20 protein-coding genes are annotated in these 20,930 nt (G+C 71.9%); 10 read left to right on the plus strand and 10 right to left on the minus strand.

Annotated elements, in window-relative coordinates; genetic code table 11:
- Positions 1 to 115: 115 nt before the first annotated feature.
- Complete coding sequence (locus tag ACFYPC_RS35760) at positions 116 to 2,794, minus strand: helicase-associated domain-containing protein (protein ID WP_391891508.1); 2,679 nt, start codon at positions 2,792 to 2,794, stop codon at positions 116 to 118.
- Between the two features lie 354 nt (positions 2,795 to 3,148).
- Here ACFYPC_RS35760 and ACFYPC_RS35765 point away from each other — a divergent pair, with 354 nt between their 5' ends.
- Positions 3,149 to 4,135: a hypothetical protein gene (locus ACFYPC_RS35765; RefSeq protein ID WP_391891509.1), complete on the plus strand. Its 987-nt coding sequence runs from the start codon at positions 3,149 to 3,151 to the stop codon at positions 4,133 to 4,135.
- Positions 4,136 to 4,262: 127 nt separating this feature from the next.
- Positions 4,263 to 4,910 (plus strand): HAD family hydrolase, encoded by a 648-nt coding sequence (locus tag ACFYPC_RS35770; protein WP_391891510.1) that lies wholly within the window; start codon positions 4,263 to 4,265, stop codon positions 4,908 to 4,910.
- A 98-nt stretch (positions 4,911 to 5,008) separates the two neighbouring features.
- Here the strand turns inward: ACFYPC_RS35770 and ACFYPC_RS35775 are convergent, their stop codons facing one another.
- A complete protein-coding gene (locus ACFYPC_RS35775; protein ID WP_391891511.1) occupies positions 5,009 to 5,263 on the minus strand; it encodes a hypothetical protein in 255 nt (84 codons plus the stop codon).
- Positions 5,264 to 5,479: 216 nt separating this feature from the next.
- Here ACFYPC_RS35775 and ACFYPC_RS35780 point away from each other — a divergent pair, with 216 nt between their 5' ends.
- Positions 5,480 to 5,863, plus strand: a complete 384-nt coding sequence (locus ACFYPC_RS35780; protein ID WP_365432565.1) for a cold-shock protein — start codon at positions 5,480 to 5,482, stop codon at positions 5,861 to 5,863.
- A gap of 112 nt (positions 5,864 to 5,975) precedes the next feature.
- Here the strand turns inward: ACFYPC_RS35780 and ACFYPC_RS35785 are convergent, their stop codons facing one another.
- The 4 genes from ACFYPC_RS35785 to ACFYPC_RS35800 form a co-directional block, all read right to left on the minus strand.
- Positions 5,976 to 6,872 carry a 1,4-dihydroxy-6-naphthoate synthase gene (locus ACFYPC_RS35785; protein ID WP_391891512.1) on the minus strand — a complete coding sequence of 299 codons (897 nt, stop codon included), beginning with the start codon at positions 6,870 to 6,872 and terminating at the stop codon, positions 5,976 to 5,978.
- The gene (locus ACFYPC_RS35790; RefSeq protein WP_391891513.1) at positions 6,862 to 7,620 is read right to left on the minus strand and encodes a futalosine hydrolase; all 759 of its coding nucleotides are present in this window, start codon (positions 7,618 to 7,620) and stop codon (positions 6,862 to 6,864) included. Before ACFYPC_RS35790 ends, ACFYPC_RS35785 begins: the two co-directional genes overlap by 11 nt.
- Entirely contained in the window at positions 7,590 to 8,072 is a 483-nt protein-coding gene (locus tag ACFYPC_RS35795; protein WP_391891514.1) for a DUF2771 domain-containing protein, read from the minus strand. Before ACFYPC_RS35795 ends, ACFYPC_RS35790 begins: the two co-directional genes overlap by 31 nt.
- Positions 8,073 to 8,243: 171 nt before the next feature.
- Complete coding sequence (locus tag ACFYPC_RS35800; protein ID WP_391891515.1) at positions 8,244 to 9,668, minus strand: MFS transporter; 1,425 nt, start codon at positions 9,666 to 9,668, stop codon at positions 8,244 to 8,246.
- 479 nt (positions 9,669 to 10,147) lie between these two features.
- On the opposite strand from ACFYPC_RS35800, the gene ACFYPC_RS35805 reads away from it, so the two are divergent.
- Positions 10,148 to 11,074, plus strand: a complete 927-nt coding sequence (locus ACFYPC_RS35805) for a DUF3027 domain-containing protein (RefSeq protein WP_391891516.1) — start codon at positions 10,148 to 10,150, stop codon at positions 11,072 to 11,074.
- A 21-nt stretch (positions 11,075 to 11,095) separates the two neighbouring features.
- Here the strand turns inward: ACFYPC_RS35805 and ACFYPC_RS35810 are convergent, their stop codons facing one another.
- From ACFYPC_RS35810 to ACFYPC_RS35825, 4 genes are all read right to left on the minus strand, one after another.
- Entirely contained in the window at positions 11,096 to 11,353 is a 258-nt protein-coding gene (locus ACFYPC_RS35810; RefSeq protein WP_391891517.1) for a hypothetical protein, read from the minus strand.
- Positions 11,350 to 11,697, minus strand: coding sequence for a hypothetical protein (locus ACFYPC_RS35815; protein ID WP_391891518.1), 348 nt, complete (start codon positions 11,695 to 11,697; stop codon positions 11,350 to 11,352). The genes ACFYPC_RS35810 and ACFYPC_RS35815 overlap by 4 nt, the downstream gene beginning before the upstream one ends.
- Before the next feature lie 91 nt (positions 11,698 to 11,788).
- Positions 11,789 to 12,634 (minus strand): helix-turn-helix domain-containing protein, encoded by an 846-nt coding sequence (locus ACFYPC_RS35820; protein WP_391891519.1) that lies wholly within the window; start codon positions 12,632 to 12,634, stop codon positions 11,789 to 11,791.
- A gap of 169 nt (positions 12,635 to 12,803) precedes the next feature.
- Complete coding sequence (locus ACFYPC_RS35825; RefSeq protein WP_391891520.1) at positions 12,804 to 13,337, minus strand: ATP-binding protein; 534 nt, start codon at positions 13,335 to 13,337, stop codon at positions 12,804 to 12,806.
- 154 nt (positions 13,338 to 13,491) lie between these two features.
- On the opposite strand from ACFYPC_RS35825, the gene ACFYPC_RS35830 reads away from it, so the two are divergent.
- From ACFYPC_RS35830 to ACFYPC_RS35855, 6 genes are all read left to right on the plus strand, one after another.
- Positions 13,492 to 14,367 carry a helix-turn-helix domain-containing protein gene (locus ACFYPC_RS35830; protein ID WP_391891521.1) on the plus strand — a complete coding sequence of 292 codons (876 nt, stop codon included), beginning with the start codon at positions 13,492 to 13,494 and terminating at the stop codon, positions 14,365 to 14,367.
- A complete protein-coding gene (locus tag ACFYPC_RS35835; protein WP_391891522.1) occupies positions 14,364 to 14,648 on the plus strand; it encodes a DUF397 domain-containing protein in 285 nt (94 codons plus the stop codon). Before ACFYPC_RS35830 ends, ACFYPC_RS35835 begins: the two co-directional genes overlap by 4 nt.
- Positions 14,649 to 14,726: 78 nt before the next feature.
- Complete coding sequence (locus tag ACFYPC_RS35840; RefSeq protein WP_391891523.1) at positions 14,727 to 15,437, plus strand: PH domain-containing protein; 711 nt, start codon at positions 14,727 to 14,729, stop codon at positions 15,435 to 15,437.
- Positions 15,438 to 15,531: 94 nt separating this feature from the next.
- Positions 15,532 to 18,702: a sacsin N-terminal ATP-binding-like domain-containing protein gene (locus ACFYPC_RS35845; RefSeq protein ID WP_391891524.1), complete on the plus strand. Its 3,171-nt coding sequence runs from the start codon at positions 15,532 to 15,534 to the stop codon at positions 18,700 to 18,702.
- Positions 18,703 to 18,888: 186 nt separating this feature from the next.
- Complete coding sequence (locus tag ACFYPC_RS35850; protein ID WP_391891525.1) at positions 18,889 to 19,767, plus strand: calcium-binding protein; 879 nt, start codon at positions 18,889 to 18,891, stop codon at positions 19,765 to 19,767.
- A 220-nt stretch (positions 19,768 to 19,987) separates the two neighbouring features.
- Positions 19,988 to 20,923 carry a hypothetical protein gene (locus ACFYPC_RS35855; RefSeq protein WP_391891526.1) on the plus strand — a complete coding sequence of 312 codons (936 nt, stop codon included), beginning with the start codon at positions 19,988 to 19,990 and terminating at the stop codon, positions 20,921 to 20,923.
- The last annotated feature ends 7 nt before the right edge of the window (positions 20,924 to 20,930 follow it).

Below are 20,930 nucleotides of genomic sequence, written 5' to 3' on the forward strand. Positions count from 1 at the left end.
CGGGGCCGCTCGCACCCGAACGGACCGGACCTTCAGCGGACACCTGGCCGGAGTACCCAAGCCGCTCCCCGTGCCCGCCGTCACCATCCGCGGTCGGCGGACGCCCGCCGGTCGCTCAGGCCTGTCCCTCGGCCAGTTCCGCGACTCCCGTGACGCGGTGCAGGGGGTACGTCCGGACTTCGTCCGCCGTGTGGTCGTACGCCGTCACGAAACCGCCCTCGACACGGATCGGGGCGATGACCCGCTGGGTGGCGGTGCCCTCCGCGTTGACGTAGCCGATCCAGAGGGCCTCGCCGGTCATCACGGCGGCCTGCACGGTGGCGAGGGTCTCGGCGGGGCTGGTGCGCGGGAGGCCGCCGCTGCCGGGCCCGCTGTCCGAGGCGGGCTTGCGGGGCGTCGTGGACGCCAGGTCGCCGGCACGGATGGCACGGACGGCGGCGCCGAGCAGGGTGGCGTCGGGGACCGGCGGGCCGTCCGGGACGGGCGCGGGGGCCGAGCGCGGCGGGGTGCGGTGGGCGTGCGCGCGGGTGATCAGGACGTCACCCTCGGCGGACTCGGCGGCGGGCGCGAAGCCCATCGCGCGCAGCCCTTCGAGGAGCGCCCCCGGATCGGCCTGCGCGGCGAGCACGGTCGGCGCGAGGCGCCTCAGACGCAGCACCTGCGACCGCTTGTCGGCGAGGATCTCGTTCAGCATCGAGTCGTCGTCGCACCGCACGTACGCCGACGCCGAGCCGATCCGCAGATGACCGTGCCTGCGCGCCACGTCGTCGATCAGATACGTGAGCGGCTGCGGGACGGGCGTGCGCGAGTGCGCGGCGAGGAACGCGTGCAGGTCCGACGCCGACCGGCCGGCGTCCAGCGCCCGCCGTACCGACCCCGGCGTGAAGCGGTAGACCGTCGCCCCGCCCTTCGACTCGACGTCCGCGAGGACGCCGAGCGTGTCGCTGAGCGGGCGTTGCAGCGGGCCCGGCGCGACCGCCGTCAGGTCCGCCTGGAGGAGGACGTGGTCCAGCGGCTCGGGCAGGAGCGGGGCGAGGAGCCGGGCCGCCCGCTCAGCGGCGGCGGCCTGCTCGGCGGGGGAGCGGGGGAACTCGGGGGCGGGGTGGGCGCGCCTGTGGACGGGGAGCTTGTCGCCGGGACCGGCCGCGGCGACGGCGTCATGGCCGGTTCCGGTACCGGCGTTGTGGCCAGCCGCGGAACCGGCGTCGTGGCCGCCCGCGGAACCGGCGTTGCGGTTGGTTGCGGTACCGGCGTCATGACCGGCCGCCGACGGCAGACCGAGCAGCGCCCGCCCCTGCGCCGACAGCGCACCCCGGCCCGTCACGCCCAGCGACTCCGCCTCGGACAGGGTCCAGCGGGCGAGCCGGGTACGCAGGTCGTCCGTCGACTGCGGGCTCCGCAGCGGGCGTTCCCACTGGAGGCGCGCGAGGACGGAGGCCGCGGCGGGGGAGGCACCTTCGGGGAGGGCGGCCAGGAGGCTGAGGACGCGGTGGCGGACCTCGGAGGCCGCCGAGCGGTCCAGACCCGGGCCGAGCGCCGACAACGTACGGTCCTTCGCGTCCCGCCCGCCGACCAGGCCCGGCGCACGGGTCGACGTCAGCCACGCCGAGGCGAGCCGCACCCAGCGCTCGGCGGAAGGCAGTTCCACCCACTCGTCGTACGCGGGTGTCGCCGCGTACCGCTCCTCGGCCGCACCGTCCGACGCCAGCAGGCCCGCCGCGTAGGCGAGTTCGACCCAGAACGCGGCCACCGGCTCCGACACGTCCAGCGCCACCGCCGTCCGCTTCAGATCACGCACACTCAGCCCGCCCGCGCGCAGCACGGCCGGACCGCCCTCGTGCCAGTCCTTCAGCAGCTCCTCGACGGTGGCGAGCGCCGTGTACGCCTGGCCCGCCGCGGTGCTGTCCACAAGCTGTGGACGGTGCGTCGCCGCGGCCGCGGACTGGACGGGCGGTGCCACCGGCTCCGTCTCCCGGTGCGCGCGGCCCGCCCGCAGGTGCAGGGCCACCTCCCTGGGCAGTACGACCGTGCCGGGCGCCGTCGGCAGCAGCAGCCCCCGGTCGATCAGCCAGCGCAGATGGCGTGCCGGATCGGCGGTCACCTGCCCGTACGGCGGCCCCCACACCAGCCGGGACAGCACGTCCACGGACTCGGCCGGGGCGCTGTCGAGGAGCGCCGACATCCTGGCGCGGTCCGTGAACAGGCCGGTCAGCGCCGCCCTGGCCGATACGGAGTCATGGGTGCTCGGCAGCCCGGCCGCGGTCACGATCTCCTGGACCCGCCCCGGCGACATGCCCGCCGTGGCCTCCGCGACCGTCGGCCCCAGGCCCGTCGGGGACGGGTGCTGCGGGGACGGCGCGAGCAGCTCACGGGCCGTGCGCACGAGACGCAGACGGTCGTCGGGTCCCCAGACGAGAGCCTGCTCGCGGAGCGTGCCCAGGGCGCGCGGGAACGCCCCGGTGACCGTCGGATCGCGGTCGTCGCCCGCCAGCAAGGCCAGCAGCTCCTCGTACGCCGCCGGTTCCGACGCCACGGCCAGGGCCTCGGCCGTCTGCAGGGCGAACCGGTCCAGGCGCTCCAGGGCGCGCACGACCGACGCGCGCGTGCCTGCCCGGGTGGCCAGCTGCGTCAGGTCCGTGGGGACGGGGGTGATCAGGTCCGGGCGGGCACGGAGGAGCGCGGCCAGCGAGGCGTCGTCGCGGGTGCGGAGGGCTTCCGCCAGCGAACGCGGAGCGTTCCCCGCGGGGGCGGGGTCCGTGCCGCCTGGGCGCGTGGGGTGCTCCTCGGTGCTCATCCGGCCAACGGTAGCGGGTTTCGGCTCCTGTGCCCCTGACCTCCCTGGCCTCCTTGACCCCGGGCTCGGTCCTGGGGCTACGGGCCGGGTTCCGTGCGGGACCTTCCCCGGTCTCGCTTCCGGTCCTGCTCCGGCCTTTGGTCCGGTCCTGCTCCAGCCTTGGTCCGGTCCTGCTCCGGCCTTTGCTCCGGGCCTGCTCCGGCCTTTGCTCCGGGCCTGCTCCGGGTACGCCGGAAGCGCCGGAAGCGCCGGAAGCGCCGGAATCCCGGGAGCGGCGGGTGCGGAAAACCCGGTACCGTCGTGACCACGGACTATGCACGGACTGTGCAACGCGTGCGCCCCGGAGGGGACTTCGTGGGGATTGAGAGCGACCAGCTGGTCTACGACTACCTGAGCCGGGTCGGAGACCTGGCCCAGCAGCGCCAGGTGCCGTCCGCGACGCGCATGCGGCTCGTGTCGGAACTGCGCAACGAGATCGACCGGCGCAGGGCGAGAACGACCGGCGACAGCCCCGCCGCCGTCCGCAGGATCCTCGACCGCCTCGGCACCCCCGACGCGATCGTCGACGCCGCGGGCGCGGGCACCCCGGGAGAGGCGGCCGGCGGGACGGGAACCTGGGCCGCCGTGCCCACCCAACGGCAGGCCGACGCCCCGCAGCCCCGTCCCAAGGGCCTGCGCCGCGTCGTCCCGAAGCCGCGCCCCGCGGAACCGGACCCCGTCGAGGACGCGCCGTCCCCGCCGCATCTCGCGAGCGCGGACGAGCTGGGCGACAGCGCCACCCAGCCGGACTGGTGGCGGGTGGACAGCAGCCTGTTCGGTCCCGGGGAGAGTGTGCCGGGGTTCGTGGGCGGCGTGGAGATCCCCGAAATACTGAAGCCGCCGCCACCCGAGACGGTCGGGGGCGCGGTACCTGAGGCGCAGGGCAAGGCCGCTGCCGCGGACGTCGTGGACGAGCCTGTGGTCGAGGCCCGGCGGCGCCGTCTCCTCCGCCTCCCGCGCCTCGGCGCGTGGAGCAACCCGCTCCTGCTGCTGGCCGCCGCCCTCCTCGTCGCGGGCGCCGTCCTCGGCAACTGGTTCGCCCTCGTCCTCGGCTGGGTCATCGCCTACGCCTCCCGCCGACTGACCCCCGCCGAGGTGAAGGGCGCCGTCCTCGTCCTGCCCGGCCTGGCGGCCACGGCCGGCATCGTCTGGTTGTGGGGGCGCATGAACGGCCGCTGGGGCGCGCCGATCCCCGAGGGGCACCTGAACGAGGCGATCACGCAGACCTGGCCGTGGGTCGTGCGGGGGGCGGCGGTGGGGTCGGCCTTGTATGTGGTCTGGCGGTCGCAGCGACGGCGGTGACGGGTGGTGTTTTTCGCCCCCTCCGCCCCTCCCCGTCCCCTTTCTGGGGGCTGCCGCCCCAGGCCCCCACTTCGGCCTGGACGGCCTCGGAGGGGGCGAAAACCCCACCCCCCACCCCCTGGGCACAATGACGCACATGACATCGCGCCCCCGCACCCCCCTCACCGTCGGCTTCGACCTCGACATGACGCTGATCGACTCCCGGCCCGGGATCCACGCGTGCTACCAGGCGTTCTCGGCGCGCACGGGGACGTACATCGACTGCGACCTGGCCATCACGCGGCTCGGGCCGCCGCTGGAGGAGGAGCTCGCCAACTGGTTCCCCGCGGACGAGGTGGCCGCGGCGGCGGACATCTACCGTGAGATGTACCCCACATACGCGATCGCGGCCACGCCCGCCATGCCCGGCGCCCGCGAGGCCGTAGCGGCGGTGCAGGCGGCGGGCGGGCGCGCGATCGTCGTCACCGCGAAGTGGGAGCCCAACGCGAAGCTGCACCTGAAGCACCTGGGGATCGACGCGGACGCGGTCGTCGGCAACCTGTGGGCGGAGCAGAAGGCGCAGGCGCTGCGTGAGCACGGCGCGAGCGTGTACGTCGGCGACCACACCGGCGACGTACGCGGCGCGCACACCGCGGACGCGTACTCCGTCGCGGTGGCCACCGGCCCGTGCGACGCCGCGGAACTGCACGCGGCGGGCGCAGACGTGGTGCTCGCCGACCTGACGGAGTTCCCGGCATGGCTGACGGGGTTCTGCGAGGCGCCGCTGAGGGCGTGACTTACCGCGAGGCCCGCTACCGGCCCGCCGGTTACCGCGAGGCACCGCCTCGGGCCTGACGGGAGTGCCCGCCAGGCGCCGCTACCGGCCTGCCGGGGTCACCGCGAGGCGCCCTCGCGGGCCTGACGGCGTCCCGCGGCGAGCGACTGGAACACCCCCGCTCCGGCCATCAGGAAGCCGACGCCCATGAGCATGCTCAACCCGAACATGTACGTCGGGAAAGGCGCCGTATCGAGCAACAGCGGGGCCACGGTGACCAGAGTGGCCACGGCGCCGAGGAAGAACACGATGGCACCGGCACGGATCAGCCGGTCACCGGGTTCCGCGGAATTCGCTTGGGTTTTGTCACGCACCCGACCAGGGTAGTTCCCAGCGGCAAGGAACAATCCGGCGACGTCTTGTCAGCAGCCGCCCTGCCACTAGCCTTGGTAGCGGCGGGTCCGACGACCCGCTGTAGTGCTATCCAGAGCTGTTTCCGAGCAGTTGCCGCGAACGAGCCGAGCAGTTGCAAAGCACTACCCAGCAGTTTTCAGAGCAGTTTCCCGACGAGTACGAGGACGAGGACAGACGTGCCCACCGGCAAGGTCAAGTGGTTCAACAGTGAGAAGGGCTTCGGCTTTCTCTCCCGCGACGACGGCGGCGACGTCTTCGTTCATTCCTCGGTCCTGCCCGCCGGAGTCGAAGTCCTCAAGCCCGGCCAGCGCGTGGAGTTCGGTGTGGTCGCCGGCCAGCGCGGTGACCAGGCGCTTTCGGTGGTCCTCCTGGACCCGACGCCCTCCGTGGCGGTCGCGCAGCGCCGTAAGCCGGACGAACTGGCCTCCATCGTCCAGGATCTGACGACCCTTCTCGAAAACATCACGCCGATGCTGGAGAGGGGCCGTTACCCCGACAAGGCCTCCGGCAGCAAGATCGCGGGCCTGCTGAGAGCGGTCGCCGACCAGCTCGACGTATAGCCGGAATCCCCCGGTAGGAGCCCTCCGGTAGCCCGTATTCCGTATCCGGTTCTACGGGAAGCAATCTCAGCGCGTCCGGGCCGAGGGGCGGCACCAGCCCCTCGGCGATGGCTCAGGGGAACGACAGTGCGTCGGGCCCCAGCGCCGGAACGAGCCCCTCCGCCGCCGCGCGTGTCAGCAGGCCCCTGACTGCCGCGTAACCGTCGTCGCCGAGATCGGCCGTGAATTCGTTCACATACAGGCCGATGTGCTGGTCGGCGACGGCGGGGTCCATTTCCTGGGCGTGTTCCAGGACGTAGGGGCGGGAGATCTCCGGGTCGTCCCAGGCCATCCTGACCGACGTACGGGCAGCCGCGGCGAGCGCGGTGAGCCGCTCCTCGCCCAGCGAACGCTTGGCGATGATCGCGCCCAGCGGGATGGGCAGGCCGGTCGTCCGCTCCCAGTGCTCGCCCATGTCGGCGAGCTTGTGCAGCCCGTAGTTCTGGTACGTGAAACGCGCCTCGTGGATGACGAGTCCCGCGTCGACCTTCCCGTCCCGTACGGCGGGCATGATCTCGTGGAACGGCATGACCACGACCTCGCCGACCCCGTCGGCCAGCGTGTCCGCCGCCCACAGACGGAAGAGCAGATACGCCGTCGACCGCTCGCTCGGCACGGCGACCGTACGGCCTGTCAGGTCAGCGTCCGCCTCCCGGGTGAGCACCAGGGGCCCGCAGCCCCGGCCCAGCGCCCCGCCGCAGGGCAGCAGCGCGTACTCGTCGAGGACGTACGGCAGCACGGCGTACGACACCTTCAGCACGTCGAACTCACCGCGCTCGGCCATGCCGTTGGTGATGTCGATGTCCGCGAAGGTGACGTCGAGCGCGGGCGCCCCCGGCACGCGGCCGTGCGCCCAGGCGTCGAAGACGAAGGTGTCGTTCGGGCAGGGCGAGTACGCGATCCGCAGGGATGCAGGCAGGTTCTCGGACAGCTTCTCGGACAGCTTCTCGGGCAGCTTCTCAGGGCTCATGTGGGTTCCAACTCTCCAGTACGGGCGCGAGCTTCCCGAATGCCTCGGTGAGCGCCGTGAGCGCCTCGCCGATGCGCCAGGCGGCGCGGTCGCGGGGGCCGACGGGATTGGAGACCGCGCGCAGTTCGAGTACGGGCACGCCGTGCGCGGCGGCGGCCTCGGCGACCCCGAAACCCTCCATGGCCTCGGCGAGGGCGCGGGGGTGGCGGGCGCGCAGCTCGGCGGCGCGGGCGGCGCTGCCGGTGACGGTGGACACGGTCAGGACCGTCCCGGCGCGGCCCCCCGTGGCGGCCACGAGGTCTCGTACGAGTGAAGGGGGTGGATGGTGGCTGACGACTCCGAAGCCGAGTCCGGTGACGGACACGAACCCGTCGGCGGTCTCGGCGCCAAGGTCGGCCACCGTGATCTCGTCGGCGACGACGAGGGAGCCGACGGGCGCGTCGGGCTGGAAACCGCCGGCGATGCCCGTGGAGATGACGAGGTCGTACGGCGTGTCCGCCAGGGCGGCCGCGGTGAGGGCGGCGGCGGTGGACGCGGCGGCGAGGGCGGGACCGACGCCGGCGGCGAGCAGGTCGACGGCACCGGCGCGGTGGAGGGTTGCCCCGGGGAGCTGGACCTCAAGGAGAGTCCGGTGCGGGAACGCCTGTGCCACCGCGTCCCGTTCGACCGGGACGGCGGTGGCTACGAGGACACGTGCCGCGGGTACGGCGGACGTGGTCAGGAGTCCTTCTTGAGCGTGAAGGACCACAGACCGCTGACCGCCGTGTCGCCCTGCTCGGCCTCCTGGATGGAGACGAGCGTGGAGTTGCCGCTCGCGCCGTACTGGGCGTTGAAGAACACGCTGCCCGGGATCGTGCGGTACGTCTTCTTGCTGGAGTCGGTCAGCGGCTGACCGTTCATCAGGATCGTCCAGCCCTTGTCGGCGATGTCGGGGTCCACGCCGAACCGCACGGTCTCGTCGGGGTCGACCGTGATGGACTTGATGTCCTTGGCCTTGAGGCACTTGGCCAGCTCATCGGTCTTCACCTCCTTGCCGTCGTTGTAGCAGTCGGTCTCGGAGCTCACCGAGTTGTCGCCGACCGTGATGGTGGCCAGCGGTGTCGGCTTGTCGCAGGCGGACAGGACGAGAAGTCCGGCGGATACGGCTCCGACGGCGGCGACGGCGCGACGACGGCGCGCGGCGCTGAATCCAGAGGTCATGGGCGAAGGTTATCGGGCACGTCCACCGCTCCCCCCACGTGGGGTACGGCGTGCCGTGGCCGGGGTGTGCCGTGGCTACGCCCCGCGCGGCCGTGCAGAGCCCCGCGCAGCCTGCCGCCGCTATGCCCCGCGCGGTGGTGCGGAGCCCCCGTGCGCCTGCCGCCGCTATGCCTATGCCACGCGCGGCCGTGCGGAGCCCCCGCGCCGGGCCACCCCGATCAGCCCCCGCACGGTGGTGAGCCAGCCGGTGGCGACGATCGCGGCGGCCACGGAGAGGCCCAGCGTGCCGTTCAGGGGCAGCGCCATGCCGATGCCGCCGCCGATGACCCAGGCCATCTGCAGCAGCGTCTCGGAGCGCGCGAAGGCGGACGTACGGACGAGTTCGGGTACGTCCCGCTGGATCAGCGCGTCCAGGGACAGCTTGGCGAGGGCCTGCGCGAACCCGGCGACCGCGGCCAGACAGGCCACCAGGACCGCGCCGAAGAACACCGCGGCGATGATCGCGGCCCCCAGCACGAACGCGACGACCGTCACGATGATGATCTCGGGAGCGCGCGATTTCAGCCATGCTCCGACCGCCGTGCCGAGCGCGTTGCCTGCCCCCGCCGAGACGCCCACTATCGCCAGCGAGGCCGCCGCGCTCGCCCCGGCCAGCGGATGCTCGCGCATCAGGAAGGCGAGGAAGAAGATCAGGAAGCCGGAGAGACAGCGCAGGGCGGCGTTCGCCGCGAGGGCGTGCGTGACGGCGGTGCCGACGGTACGCAGCCCGGGGCGCGGGACCTTCTTCAGGTGCGGCCCGTGCAGATGCTCCGCGTCCGCCGCGAGCAGCGCCTTGTCCTCGCCCTTGGCCGAGTCGACCTTGGGCGGCAGCGAGAACGACAGGAACATCCCCGCGATGAAGATCACGAAGGCGCCGTAGAGCGGATAGCGCGGGCCGAGCGCCTGCAGCCCCGCCCCGATCGGTGCCGCAACACCGGTGGCGAGCAGCCCGCCGAGGGTGACCCGGGAGTTCGCCTTCACCAGGGAGAACCCCGGTGGCAGCAGCCGGGGCACGACGGCGCTGCGCACCACCCCGTACGCCTTCGACGACACCAGCACACCCAGCGCGGCGGGGTACAGCTCGATGCCACCGGTGACCACCGCGCCGGACAGCAGGAGCGCGAGGAAGGCCCGGGCGAGCATCGCGCCCGCCATCGCGGCGCGCCGGCCGTGCGGGACGCGGTCCAGGAGCGGGCCGATCACGGGGGCCAGGAGCGTGAAGGGGGCCATGGTGATGGCGAGGTAGAGCGCGACGCGGCCGCGGGCCTCGTCCGTGGGCACCGAGAAGAAGACGGTGGAGGCCAGCGCGACGGTGATCATGACGTCGCCCGCGCCGTTCACGCCGTGCAGTTCGATGAGTTTCCCGAGGCCCGACTCGCCCGCGCCGTGCGCGTGCGTCGCCTTGCGGATGCCGCGCGCCGTACCCGTCACCGGGAAGTGCAGGGCACGGCCGACCGCACGGACGGGCCCGGTCACCCGGGCCGATCCGCCACCTCGGCTGTTCCCCTTGGCGCCACCGATCCCGGTGGCTCCGTGGGGCGACCTTGCGGCTGCCACCCCGTCATAGTGCCCCGAGATGGCGGTGCGTAGTGCAGTTACCGCGCGTATGGCGGCCGAGTGGGGTGGGGTGGGGGCGCTCGGGGAGGCTGTGTTTTTCGGTGCTTTCCAGCCGACCGAGACGGGCGGGCGGGCGGTAAACATCGCCGCGGAGCGGCGGGAATCGAGCCGCGGAGCGGCGGGAGGCTGGGGCCGCGGAGCGGCGAAAAACGCGGCGCGGAGCGCCGAAAAACGCGGCGCGGAGCGCCGAAGAGGCCCGCCGGTGTGGGCCCAGGGGCCAGGAGAAGGTAGCGTGCGTAGCGCGCCAGTGGCGATTGTTCTCGGCCGCGCGCCTCTCGGTCATCCCGCAGAATGGATGACGTAGGTGCGCCCGAGCGCGATCGGGCGCGGACGTCGACGCGGTCCCCTGGTCCGCTCCGTCCGCACCCCCGCCGTGGAATGGCGCACCCGTGAGACGGCGTAGGAGAGAAGCGATACCTGTGAGCGCAGCGACCACGCGAAGCCGCACCCCCGACCGCCTGTGCGCCGAGGCGGTCGATCTCGCCCGCGCCGCCGCCGAGGAGGCCGCCGCCCCCGGCGTCGTCGGCGAGCACGTGGAGCTCGTTTCCGAAGGTGACCGGGTCGTCACCCACTTCTTCGAGTGCAAGGAGATGGGCTACCGCGGCTGGCGCTGGGCCGTGACCGTCGCCCGCGCCTCCCGCGCGAAGCTCGTCACCCTCAGCGAGACCGTGCTGCTGCCCGGCCCCGACTCCATCCTGGCCCCCGAGTGGGTGCCGTGGAGCGAGCGTCTGCGCCCCGGTGACCTGGGCCCCGGTGACCTGCTGCCCACGGACGCCGAGGATCTGCGCCTGGAGCCGGGCTACACCGGCGAGGACGAGCCCCCGCCCAACTCGCCGCTCTCCGAGGAGATGGCCGAGCTGGTCGAGGCGGAGGACGCCGAGGTCTCGGGTGTGACGCCCGCGGACCTGCTCCTCGCGCCGATGCGCGGTTCGATCGCGTCGGTCGCCGAGGAGCTGGGGCTACGGCGTGCGCGTGTCCTGTCCCGCTACGGGCTGCATGTCGCGGCCGACCGCTGGGAAGAGGGGTACGGGCCGAAGACGCCCATGGCGCAGGCGGCGCCGGCGTCGTGCGTCAGCTGCGGTTTCCTCAACCGGATCGGCGGCTCGCTCGGACAGGCGTTCGGCGTATGCGCGAACGAGTTCTCGCCGGCCGACGGTCATGTCGTCTCCCTCGCCTACGGCTGCGGCGGCCACTCCGAGGCCGCGGTCATGCCCGCACCGCCGCGTCCGGCGCCTCACGTGATCGACGAGACCCGGGTGGACCCGTTCCCGCTGCGCCCGGCGGCGGACTCGGGGTCGGTGTCGGAGGTCTCGGACGAGGCTGCGGCGGAGTTGGGGCACTCGTAAGACGGGGGGCGCGTCAGAGGTTCAGAATCCCAGGTAGGTGATCTGAACGACGTAGACGCGTTCGCTACGCACGACGACCTGATACGTGAACATGCCGCCCGGCACGATGATGTTGCCGCCTTTCGGGTCGATTCCTTGGTGGGCCCGTCCGTGGATATGGAGGGATTCGGCGGCTCTGACCAGCTCTTGCGCCTTTCTGTCCACTCTGGCGAGGAAATCGGCCGGAGCGGTGCGGGCGGCTTCCTCCGCGCCGAAGGCGTACTCCCATTTCCAGCTCAACCGCGCACTGCCTTCATGGCTTCGTCCAGGACGGCGCTCAGCTCCCTCAGGGCTTCTTGGGCGGTGGCCGGGTCCTCGTTTTCCAGCGTGCTCTGCGCGCGGGCGTGACGAGAGGAAAGTCCGGGGCGGCGGGCGATCTCGATATCCCTGGCCCACATCAGGACCCAGCTCTGCACCGGGCTCAGGGACTGCCACTCGACAGCCTGTGCAAAGGCTTCGTCCTTCGTGGCCTGCATCTCCCCCAAGCGGCCCGGGGCAACGACGGCCAAGGCCGCGCGCAGGGCGTCAGGGGTCTGCGCCGGGCGGGGGATCAGCTCGCGTCCGTGGTCGGGCAGTGTGCTCATGATGTCCTCCAGGAGTGCCCTGCCCAGGCTATCCGCCCGGGGCGGCGGCGAGGAGGGCTCCTCGGCGGCGGGAACGGCAAGGATCGACTTGCTAGGCGCCCTCCAGAAGATCGGTTCGGCAGTCTCGGCACCGGCCGGGGGTGGGGGAGCGGAACGCGCGGTCGCAGCCGTCGCAGGTCTGGAAGGGGTGCCGTACGGCCGGGGGCGGGGTGGGGGCCCGGAACGGGGGCAGTGGGGGGAGCTGCGCGGCCAGGCGGTGGGCCAGGAAGGCTGCCGGGCGGCGTAGGTCCTCGGGTGGCAGGTCCGCTGCCAGGGCGTGGCGTACGGCGGTGGGGGTGAGGTCGCGCTCCAGCCAGGCGGCGACGCCGGGAGCGAGGTGTTCGGCGTCGGTGGCCGAGAGCAGGAGGCGGGGATCCTGGCGGCGGAGACCGGCGAGGAGGTCGGTTGCCTGCTGGAGGAGGGTGGGGGAGGAGTAGGCGGGCCCCGGGACGGGCGGGAGTTTCTTGCGGGGTGGGGCGGCGTCCGGCCGTCTGCGCGGTGGCTTCGGGGCGTCGGCCGGCCGGTCGTGGTGCCCGGGCCGGTTGCAGGACACCGTCCGGGTGACGATGCGGCCGCCGGGAACGCGTTCGCGGGTGCGGCGCAGATAGCCGTGGGCTTCCAACTCCCGCAGGGCGGCGGCGATACGGGCCGGACTCTCCGGGAAGCGGGCCGCGAGGGTCTTGATGTCGGCGGAGGCGCCCGTGGGGAGGGACTGGATGTGGACGGCCAGTCCGATGGCGAGGCCCGACAACTCCGGGTGCTGGGCGAGGTGATTGCCGATCACCGTGAAGCGTTCGGTGTGCCGGGCGTTGTCGTGAATCACACCGGAGTGGGGGTGATTCCGGGCCCGAGTACGGGACTGGGGGCGCGCGGGGGCGCTAGTGTTTTGCGTGTCCATCGGGAAGCGATCTCTTCCTTGGTGGTCAGGCCCTCGCATTGGGATGCCAGTCCCGGCGAGGGCCGTCGTATGTCTGCGGTTGTTCCGCGGTTGTTCTGTGGTTGTCAGTGCTTGTCGCGCTGAGCGTAGGGCAGGCAACCGGGCCCGAATCCAGCTGAGTTGGTGATGTTCACTCTCGCGAGTGAGTTTGGGCTGCGGGCGGGAGGGGTGGGGCTTGGTGAGGGTTCTTTCTCCCGGGTCCTTTGGAAAGACCGCCCGCGTCACCGGAGCTCAGAGGGCTGAGCTTCGGTGGTGACGGCGACGGGAGGGTGACTTCGGCCCATACGGTTTTGCGAGGGTGCGGACCCGTGTTCGTGCCCCAGCGGTCGGCGAGGGCGTCCACGATGAGCAGCCCCCGGCCCGACTCCGCGTCGGGGGTGGGGTGTTGGGCGTGCGGGGCACGGTCCCCTCTCGTGTCCGTGACCTCGATACGGAGGGTGTCGCCGACGACGTAGAGCGTGAGCCGGAAGTCCCGGCCCGGGACCCGGCCGTGCGTGACCGCGTTCGCCGCCAGCTCCGCCACGATGTGCGCCGCCGGGTCCAACGGGAGCCCCCAGTCGCGGAGTTGCTCCGTGGCGAGCAGCCGGGCGAGACGGGCTCCGCGTGGCGTGGCGGACAGAGGCACGCTGAAGTTGCGGATGAGGGTGGAGGTTTCCTGATTCACGTCACTCAGCGTGGCCGCGCCCGCCTACCGTGAACAGTGACGACGCCGTTGCGTACGGTGACTGTCCGGAGCTTGTCCGGAGCTGTCCGGGCTGTCGGGGGCGGGCGCACGGGTAGGGGCGTTGCGGCACGGTCGTACGACGGAGGGGTGCGGTATGTCGGTGGACGCGGGCGCGGGTCGGCTCAGGACCGAGGCGGACGAGCCGGGCTGGGAGGTGGATCCCGACGACGAGTGGGGAGTCGCGGTCATCGCCACGGTGGGACGGCAGCTCAAGCTGCGGCGGGAGGCGTCCGGCATGCGGGCCGCCGAGTTCGGGGAGTCGGTCGGGTACGGCGAGGACCTCGTCTACAAGATCGAGGGCGGCAAGCGGATCCCTCGGCAGGAGTATCTGGACAGGGCGGACGAGGTGTTGGGGGCGGGTGGGCTGATCTCGGCGACTTGGGAGGACGTCAAGAGGGTTCGGTATCCGAAGAAGGTGCGGGAGCTGGGGCAGTTGGAGGCCAAGGCGGTCGAGCTTCAGCTCTATGACCCGCTGAACATCCACGGGCTGTTGCAGACGCCGGAGTACGCACGCGGGCTGCTCCTCATGCGGCGCCCGGCGTATACCGAGGACGAGGTGGAGCGGTTCATCTCGGCGCGCGTGGCCCGCAAGGCCGTATTCGAGCGGGACCCGGTGCCCGAACTCAGCTTCGTCCTGGAGGAATGGACGCTACGACGTCCGCTTGGAGGGAGGTCGGTGCTGCGCCGCCAGCTTGAACGTCTCTTGGAGGCCGGGCAGTTGCGGAACGTCGAGCTTCAGGTGATGCCGATGGATCGCGAGGAGCACGCGGGACTGGCCGGTGGCATCGAGGTGCTGAAGTTCGCAGACGGATCTGCGGTGGGTCGATCACCAGTGGTGGTCGGCGGGCGGCCGGTCTCGGAGCCCAAGCAGCTCCGTATCCTTGAACTGCGGTATGGCATCATCCGGGCCCAAGCTCTCACGCCCCGTGAGTCAGCGGCCTTCATCGAACAACTGCTGGGGGAAACATGATCCGTAACACCTCGGCCGGGGGCGCCCCTGATCTGGCGTGGTTCAAGAGCAGCTACAGCAGCAGCAGCGAGGGCGACTCCTGCGTGGAGATCGCGCTGGACTGGTTCAAGAGCAGCTACAGCAGCGGCAACGATGGAAACTCCTGCGTCGAGATCGCGGCAGCCCCCCGCACCATCCACGTCCGCGACTCCAAGTGCCTCACCACCGGCCCCCAACTCGCCCTAACCCCCCAGGCCTGGGCCGACTTCGTGCCGTATGTGTCCCGGGGTTCCTACGTCTGACATGCACAGAGACCGCCTGTAACATCCCCCCGCCCTCATGCGTCTGCCATGCAGGGCCGTGAAAGCGGGGGAGTTGCGATGAATGACGGCATAGAGCGGCAGTACCGCAGACGTCGGACGGCGCCGACGGTGTACGTACTGCTGGTGGCCGTGACGATGGTGGTCGCGCTCAACCTGCTGGACGCGATGACGCTGCCCGGGCTGAGGGCCTCGGAAGCGATGGTCCCGGTGCTCTGGCTGTTCATCGGTGTCCGACTGGCCCTGGAGCAGTGGCGGGCGCGTACGTTCGTCACGGCCGAGGGGATCACCGTACGAGGGCCGTTGCGCACTCGAACCTGGGCCTGGTCCGATATCCACGGCATCCGGGTCGAGGGCAACAGCTGGGGCAGCCCCCGATGGCAGGCGTATCTCTACGGTACCGACGGGCGCCGGGTTCGCCTCCCCCACCTCGACGAGGTTCAGCTGGGCGACCCGGTCGCCGAGGCCGCCGACCTGTGCGCCACCGCCGTAGGGCTCGGGCTCATGTCTCTTGAGACGCCGCCCGAGGTGGAGGAGCGTATCCGGCGAGGGGCGCGACGGCGCAAGGCGTTGCAGCGGGCGGGCGTCGCCAGCCTGGCAGTCATTGGCGCCCTGCTCGTCCGCGACTTCTGGATGATTGTCACCGACCGGCCCACGCTCTCGTTCCCGTTCCTCCTGGGCATCCCCCTCCTCAGCCTCCCCGTCTTCTTCTTCCTCCTGGACCGCCTCGGCGAGGCCCTCGCAGCCCGGCGTCCACCGGGTCACGCCTAGCGTTCACCGGGCGGTTCGACCTGGGTGTGGACTGGCGGGGCGCCCGGCGCCGCCTCGCGGTACCTTCATCGTCACGCCGATGAGGAGAACCAACGTGAGCAAGTTCGTGCGGCCCGCAGCCGAGGGTGCCGACCCGTTCGGGACCGCCCGTCTCAGGCGGGGTGTGCTGGACGCCTGGGCGACCAGCCCGGCCCGGTTCCGCGAGGACGCCAACGCCGAGGAGGACCTCGTCCTCGGCGGATACCGCGACCGTCTGGTCGTGGAGCTTGCCCAGAACGCGGCCGACGCCGCGGCGAGGGCCCGGGTTCCCGGCCGCCTCCGGCTCACCCTCCGTGGCGGCGTGCTCGTCGCGGCCAACACCGGCGCCCCCCTGGACGCGACGGGTGTCGAGTCGCTCTCCACGCTCCGTGCCTCCGCGAAGCGGGATGCCGACGACACGGCGGTCGGCCGCTTCGGTGTCGGCTTCGCCGCGGTTCTCGCGGTGACCGACGAGCCCGCGGTGGTGGGTCGGCACGGCGGTGTCCGCTGGTCCCTCGCAGAGGCCCGCGACCTGGCCTCGGAGACCGCCCGTCACAGCCCGGGACTGGGTGACGAGATCCGCCGCCGGGACGGTCATGTGCCCCTGCTCCGGCTGCCGTTCGCCGCCGAGGGCACGGCCCCCGACCCGTACGACACCGCGGTGATCCTCCCGCTGCGGGACCCCGCCGCGCAGGACCTCGCCGAGCGGCTCCTGCAGAACGTCGACGACGCGCTGCTCCTCGCGCTGCCCGGCCTCGAAGAGGTCGTCGTCGAGATCGGCGATGACGAGGTGCGTACGCTGCGGCGTCGCGCGGGCGAGCACGGCGTTGTGATCGAGGACTCCCGCGACGGCACCACCCGCTGGCGCACTGTCTTCCACCACGGCGCCCTGGAACCCGCTCTGCTCGCCGACCGCCCGGTGGAGGAACGGCTGCGTCCGCACTGGTCGGTGACCTGGGCCGTCCCCGTGGACGCCGATGGCGCTCCGGCCAAGCCCCGCACCAGCCCCGTCGTGCACGCGCCCACGCCCAGCGACGAACCCCTGGGCGTACCCGCGCTGTTGATCGCCTCCCTCCCGCTCGACACCACCCGCCGCCACGCGGCCCCCGGCCCCCTCACCGCCTTCATCGTGGAGCGCGCGGCCGACGCGTACGCCGAACTGCTCGCCGCCTGGAGCCCGGTGGACACCGGGATCATCGACCTCGTGCCGGGCCCGCTGGGCAAGGGCGAACTGGACGGCACCCTGCGGCAGGCGATCCTGGAGCGGCTGCCGCGCACCGCGTTCCTGCCGCCCGCGGCCCCGCCGGACACCGCCGTCCCGGAGACTCCCGTCGACTGGCCCGACACCGGCGCCAGTACCGCGGAGAACCCCGTCGCTCTGCGTCCTCGTGACGCCGAGGTGGTCGAGGGCGCCGGTGCCGACACCGTCCGGGTGCTCGCCGAGGTGCTGCCCAGCCTGCTGCCCGCCGGGCTCGAACGCCGGGCGGAACTACGGACGTTGGGCGTCGCCCGGGTGCCGCTCACCGAGGCCGTGGACCGGCTGGCGGGTCTGGAGAAGGACCCGGGCTGGTGGCGGCGGCTGTACGACAGCCTCTCCGGCGTCGACCCCGACCGGCTCTCGGGGCTGCCGGTGCCGCTCGCTGACGGACGCACGACGATCGGCCCCCGCCAGGTCCTGCTTCCGCTGCCCGACGACGCCGATACCGCCGCGGCTCCCGAAACCCTCGCCCGGCTCGGCCTCAAGGTCGCCCACCCGGATGCCGCCCACCCGCTCCTGGAGAAGCTGGGCGCCCTCCCGGCCACCCCCCGCGCCGTCCTCACCACCCCGCAGGTGCGCGCCGCCGTAGCGGCCTCCCTCGACGACGAGGGCGCTGGCTGGGACGAGGACACCCCGGACGCCGAGGAGCTGGCCGACACCGTCCTCGCGCTCGTCCGCGCCGCCGGTCTCGAACCCGGCGACGAGCCCTGGCTCGGCGCCCTCGCCCTCCCCGACGACGAGGGCGAACTGGTGCCCGCGGGTGAACTGGTCCTGCCCGGCAGCCCGTTCGCCCAGGTCATGCGCGAGGACGAACTCGCGTTCGTCGACTCCGAGTTGGCCGACCGCTGGGGCGAGCAGCCGCTGGCCGCCTGTGGCGTCCTCGCCAACTTCACCCTCGTACGCGCCACCGATGTCGTCCTGGACCCGGACGAACTGGAGCCGCGCGACTCCGACTTCGCGGAGCCCGACGACGCGGGTCTCCTCGATGCCGTCGACGTGTGGTGCGAGGACGTCCTGGACCGGCTGCCCGACACACCCGTGCCGCCCGTCGCCACCGAGATCGTCGCCGTCCGGGACCTGGATCTCGTCGACGACGACCGCTGGCCGCAGGCCCTCGCCCTGCTGTCGCAGCCGCCGCTGCGAGACGCGCTCACCCAGCCGGTGCGGCTGCTGCTGCCGGACGGGACGCACGAGATCGTACGGTCGTACACGGCCTGGTGGCTGCGCGGTAACCCCGTCCTGGACGGGCGTCGCCCGGCCGGATTGCGGTCCGCGGGCGGCGACCCGCTGCTGCACGGGCTCTACGACGCCGCCGACGCGAGCGGTTTCGAGGACGAGCAGGTGCTGCGGGCGCTGGGCGTACGGACCTCCGTGGCCGCCCTCCTCGACGAACCCGGCGGCGCGGCCGAGCTCCTGGACCGCCTCGCCGACCCGGACCGCGAGGTCTCCGGCGCCCAACTGCACGCCCTCTACAGCGCCTTGGCCGACCTCGACCCCGAGCAGGTCACCCTGCCGGACGAGCTGCGGGCCGTCGTCGACGGTCAGGTGACCGTCGTGGACGCGGCCGACGCCATGGTCGTGGACTCACCCGACCTGCTGCCCTTCACCAGCGGCGTGCCGCTGCTCCCGGTACGGCCTGCGCGGGCCGCCGAACTCGCCGAGCTCTTCCAGGTGCGGCGGCTGAGCGAGTCGGTGACCGGCGAGGTCGACTCCGAGGGCGCCGAGCACGACGTACCGGAGTCCGTGCGGGTGCTGCTCGGCCCCGCCACCCCGGCGTCGTACACCGAGCACGAGGAACTCGTCGTCGACGGCGTCGAACTGGACTGGCTCCGCACCCGCGACGGGGTGCTGCACGCCGCCACCCTGGAGGGCGTCGCCGCCGCCCTCGCCTGGGCGTCCGGCCAGTGGCCCCGCCGCTTCGAGGTCGCAGCCCTCCTGGAGGACCCGTCCCGCACGGAGGAACTGGAACGGGACCGTTGGTTCGACTGACCGCGATCCGCGGGTGCGGCCACTTTTCATCTCACGCACATTTCCCTCACCAGTCGTACAACTATCCACCTCCGCCATGCATCTGATCATGTGAGTCAGCAGGCTCACATGATCACTCGGGTCCCGAGCCGACGACGAGCCGTAGGGAACAACCAGCGCTCGGGACTCCTTCAACGTGGGGAACACATGCGTATACGAGCCACCGTGGCCGCCGTCACCGGCGCCCTGGCCCTCTCCGCCCTCGTCATCCCGGCAGCGCAGGCCGACGCGCAGGGTGCCGCGAGCCTGGACCGTCCGAGTGCCGCGGAGCGTTTCGGCACATCCTCCGCCAAGTCGACGTTCAGCACCGCCGCCGCCGCGTTCACCATCTCCAACCTCCAGGTGAACGCCAACAAGAGCGTCGTCGTCGGCACCCCCGCCGCCAAGACCTTCACCGTGTCCGTGACCGCCAGCCACGCCAGCGGCATCGTGGACGCCTACATCGACCTGTGGCACGGCACGGACGTCGAGAGCGATGTCGACGGTTGGCTCCCGCCGAACGAGGAAGCGGCGAATTGCACGGCCATCAGCGCAACGAAGTCGAACTGCAAGCTCACCCTCACGGCCACTCCCGGTTTGAACACCGACACCGGCATCGGCGACCTGTACGCCAACGTGCTGGCCGGTAACTGGCACGTCACCGTGGGCGCGCTGTCCACGGACGGCGAGATCTACTGGAACGACTTCTACAAGACCCACAAGGTTCAGCGTGCCTCGAAGCTGACGGTCAACGCCGCTCCGGAGCCGGTGAAGAAGGGCAAGACCATCACGGTCACCGGCAAGCTGACGCGTGCCGACTGGGAGACGAACAAGTACGCGGGCCTGAGTGGTCAGTCGGTCGTTCTGCAGTTCCGCAAGGCCGGGACCACGACGTACAAGAACGTCAAGACCATCAAGTCGACCTCGGGCGGCGCGCTGAAGACCACGGTCAAGGCCTCGGTCGACGGCTTCTACCGCTACACCTACGCGGGCGTCTCGACCGTCGGCGCCTCCACCGCCACGGGTGACTACATCGACGTGAAGTAGTCGACCGGCTGAAGCTCCAGTGTCTTTCGAACGGCCCCCGGGTTTTCCCGGGGGCCGTTCGTCATTCATGGGCAAAATCCATCTCACCCGTACAACCAATCGCACCTCGCCAGGCATCTGATCATCCGAGTCAACAGACTCCGACATCACTTGGGCCCCAGGTGTGAATCGAGCCGTAAGGACGACCACCGGCGGGCCCCTTTCTCCACTTGGGGATCGCATGCGCATCAGAGCCACCGTGGCCGCCGTCTCCGGCGCCCTGGCCCTCTCCGCCTTCGCTGTACCCGGCGCGCACGCCGCCGACTCCGGCTCCGCCTACCGCGCGGACGTCGCCAAGGTGCGGGAAGCCGCCCGCGCCGCCGACTCCGGCGAGAGCGTGTTCCGCGCCGCCGCCGTCGCCGTGGACGAGCCGTACGCCCTCGACGTCACCTTCTCCAACATCAAGGTGAACCAGGGCAAGTCGATCGTCGTCGGCGCCACCACCCACACCGTCGTCCCGGTCACGTACACCCTGACCCACCCCGTGGACGTCAACATCGCCGCCGCCGACTTCTTCAGCGGCCCGTACATCTACAGGGGCACCTTCGGCAACGCGGACAACGAGCAGTTCGGCGACAAGCCGGGCACCTGCACCCCCACCACGTCGACGACCGCCTCCTGCAAGGGCAACATCGACATCTACGCCAACGAGGGCTACCTGGCCAACTCGGATGCCGGCACCTGGAAGGCCGCCGGCCTCGCCATCGCGTACAACGGCCAGGACCCGTCGAGCACGAGCTTCGACATCACCAAGGTCGGCCTCGCCGACCAGGGCGGCTTCACCTCTCCCAATGTCAAGCGGATGTCGAAGCTGACGGTCAACGCCGCGCCGGAGCCGGTCGTGAAGGGCAAGACCATCACGGTCACCGGGAAGCTGACGCGTGCCGACTGGGAGACGAACACGTACGCGGGTCTGAGCGGTCAGTCGGTCGTTCTCCAGTACCGCAAGGCCGGGACCACGACGTACAAGAACGTCAAGACCATCAAGTCGACCTCGGGCGGCGCGCTGAAGACCACGGTCACGGCCTCGGCCGACGGCTTCTACCGCTACACCTACGCGGGCGTCTCGACCGTCGGGGCCTCCACCGCCACGGGTGACTACATCGACGTGAAGTAGGCAGCCC

Source organism: Streptomyces sp. NPDC005808 (assembly GCF_042871385.1).
Classification (GTDB): domain Bacteria; phylum Actinomycetota; class Actinomycetes; order Streptomycetales; family Streptomycetaceae; genus Streptomyces.

Coding starts and splice junctions, on each gene's coding strand:
- ACFYPC_RS35770 (WP_391891510.1), top strand. CDS start 4,263: ATGACGCACATGACATCGCGCCCCCGCACCCCCCTCACCGTCGGCTTC.
- ACFYPC_RS35850 (WP_391891525.1), top strand. CDS start 18,889: ATGCGTATACGAGCCACCGTGGCCGCCGTCACCGGCGCCCTGGCCCTC.
- ACFYPC_RS35795 (WP_391891514.1), bottom strand. CDS start 8,072: ATGACCTCTGGATTCAGCGCCGCGCGCCGTCGTCGCGCCGTCGCCGCC.
- ACFYPC_RS35830 (WP_391891521.1), top strand. CDS start 13,492: ATGTCGGTGGACGCGGGCGCGGGTCGGCTCAGGACCGAGGCGGACGAG.
- ACFYPC_RS35855 (WP_391891526.1), top strand. CDS start 19,988: ATGCGCATCAGAGCCACCGTGGCCGCCGTCTCCGGCGCCCTGGCCCTC.
- ACFYPC_RS35760 (WP_391891508.1), bottom strand. CDS start 2,794: ATGAGCACCGAGGAGCACCCCACGCGCCCAGGCGGCACGGACCCCGCC.
- ACFYPC_RS35815 (WP_391891518.1), bottom strand. CDS start 11,697: ATGAGCACACTGCCCGACCACGGACGCGAGCTGATCCCCCGCCCGGCG.
- ACFYPC_RS35840 (WP_391891523.1), top strand. CDS start 14,727: ATGAATGACGGCATAGAGCGGCAGTACCGCAGACGTCGGACGGCGCCG.
- ACFYPC_RS35820 (WP_391891519.1), bottom strand. CDS start 12,634: ATGGACACGCAAAACACTAGCGCCCCCGCGCGCCCCCAGTCCCGTACT.
- ACFYPC_RS35785 (WP_391891512.1), bottom strand. CDS start 6,872: ATGAGCCCTGAGAAGCTGCCCGAGAAGCTGTCCGAGAAGCTGTCCGAG.
- ACFYPC_RS35835 (WP_391891522.1), top strand. CDS start 14,364: ATGATCCGTAACACCTCGGCCGGGGGCGCCCCTGATCTGGCGTGGTTC.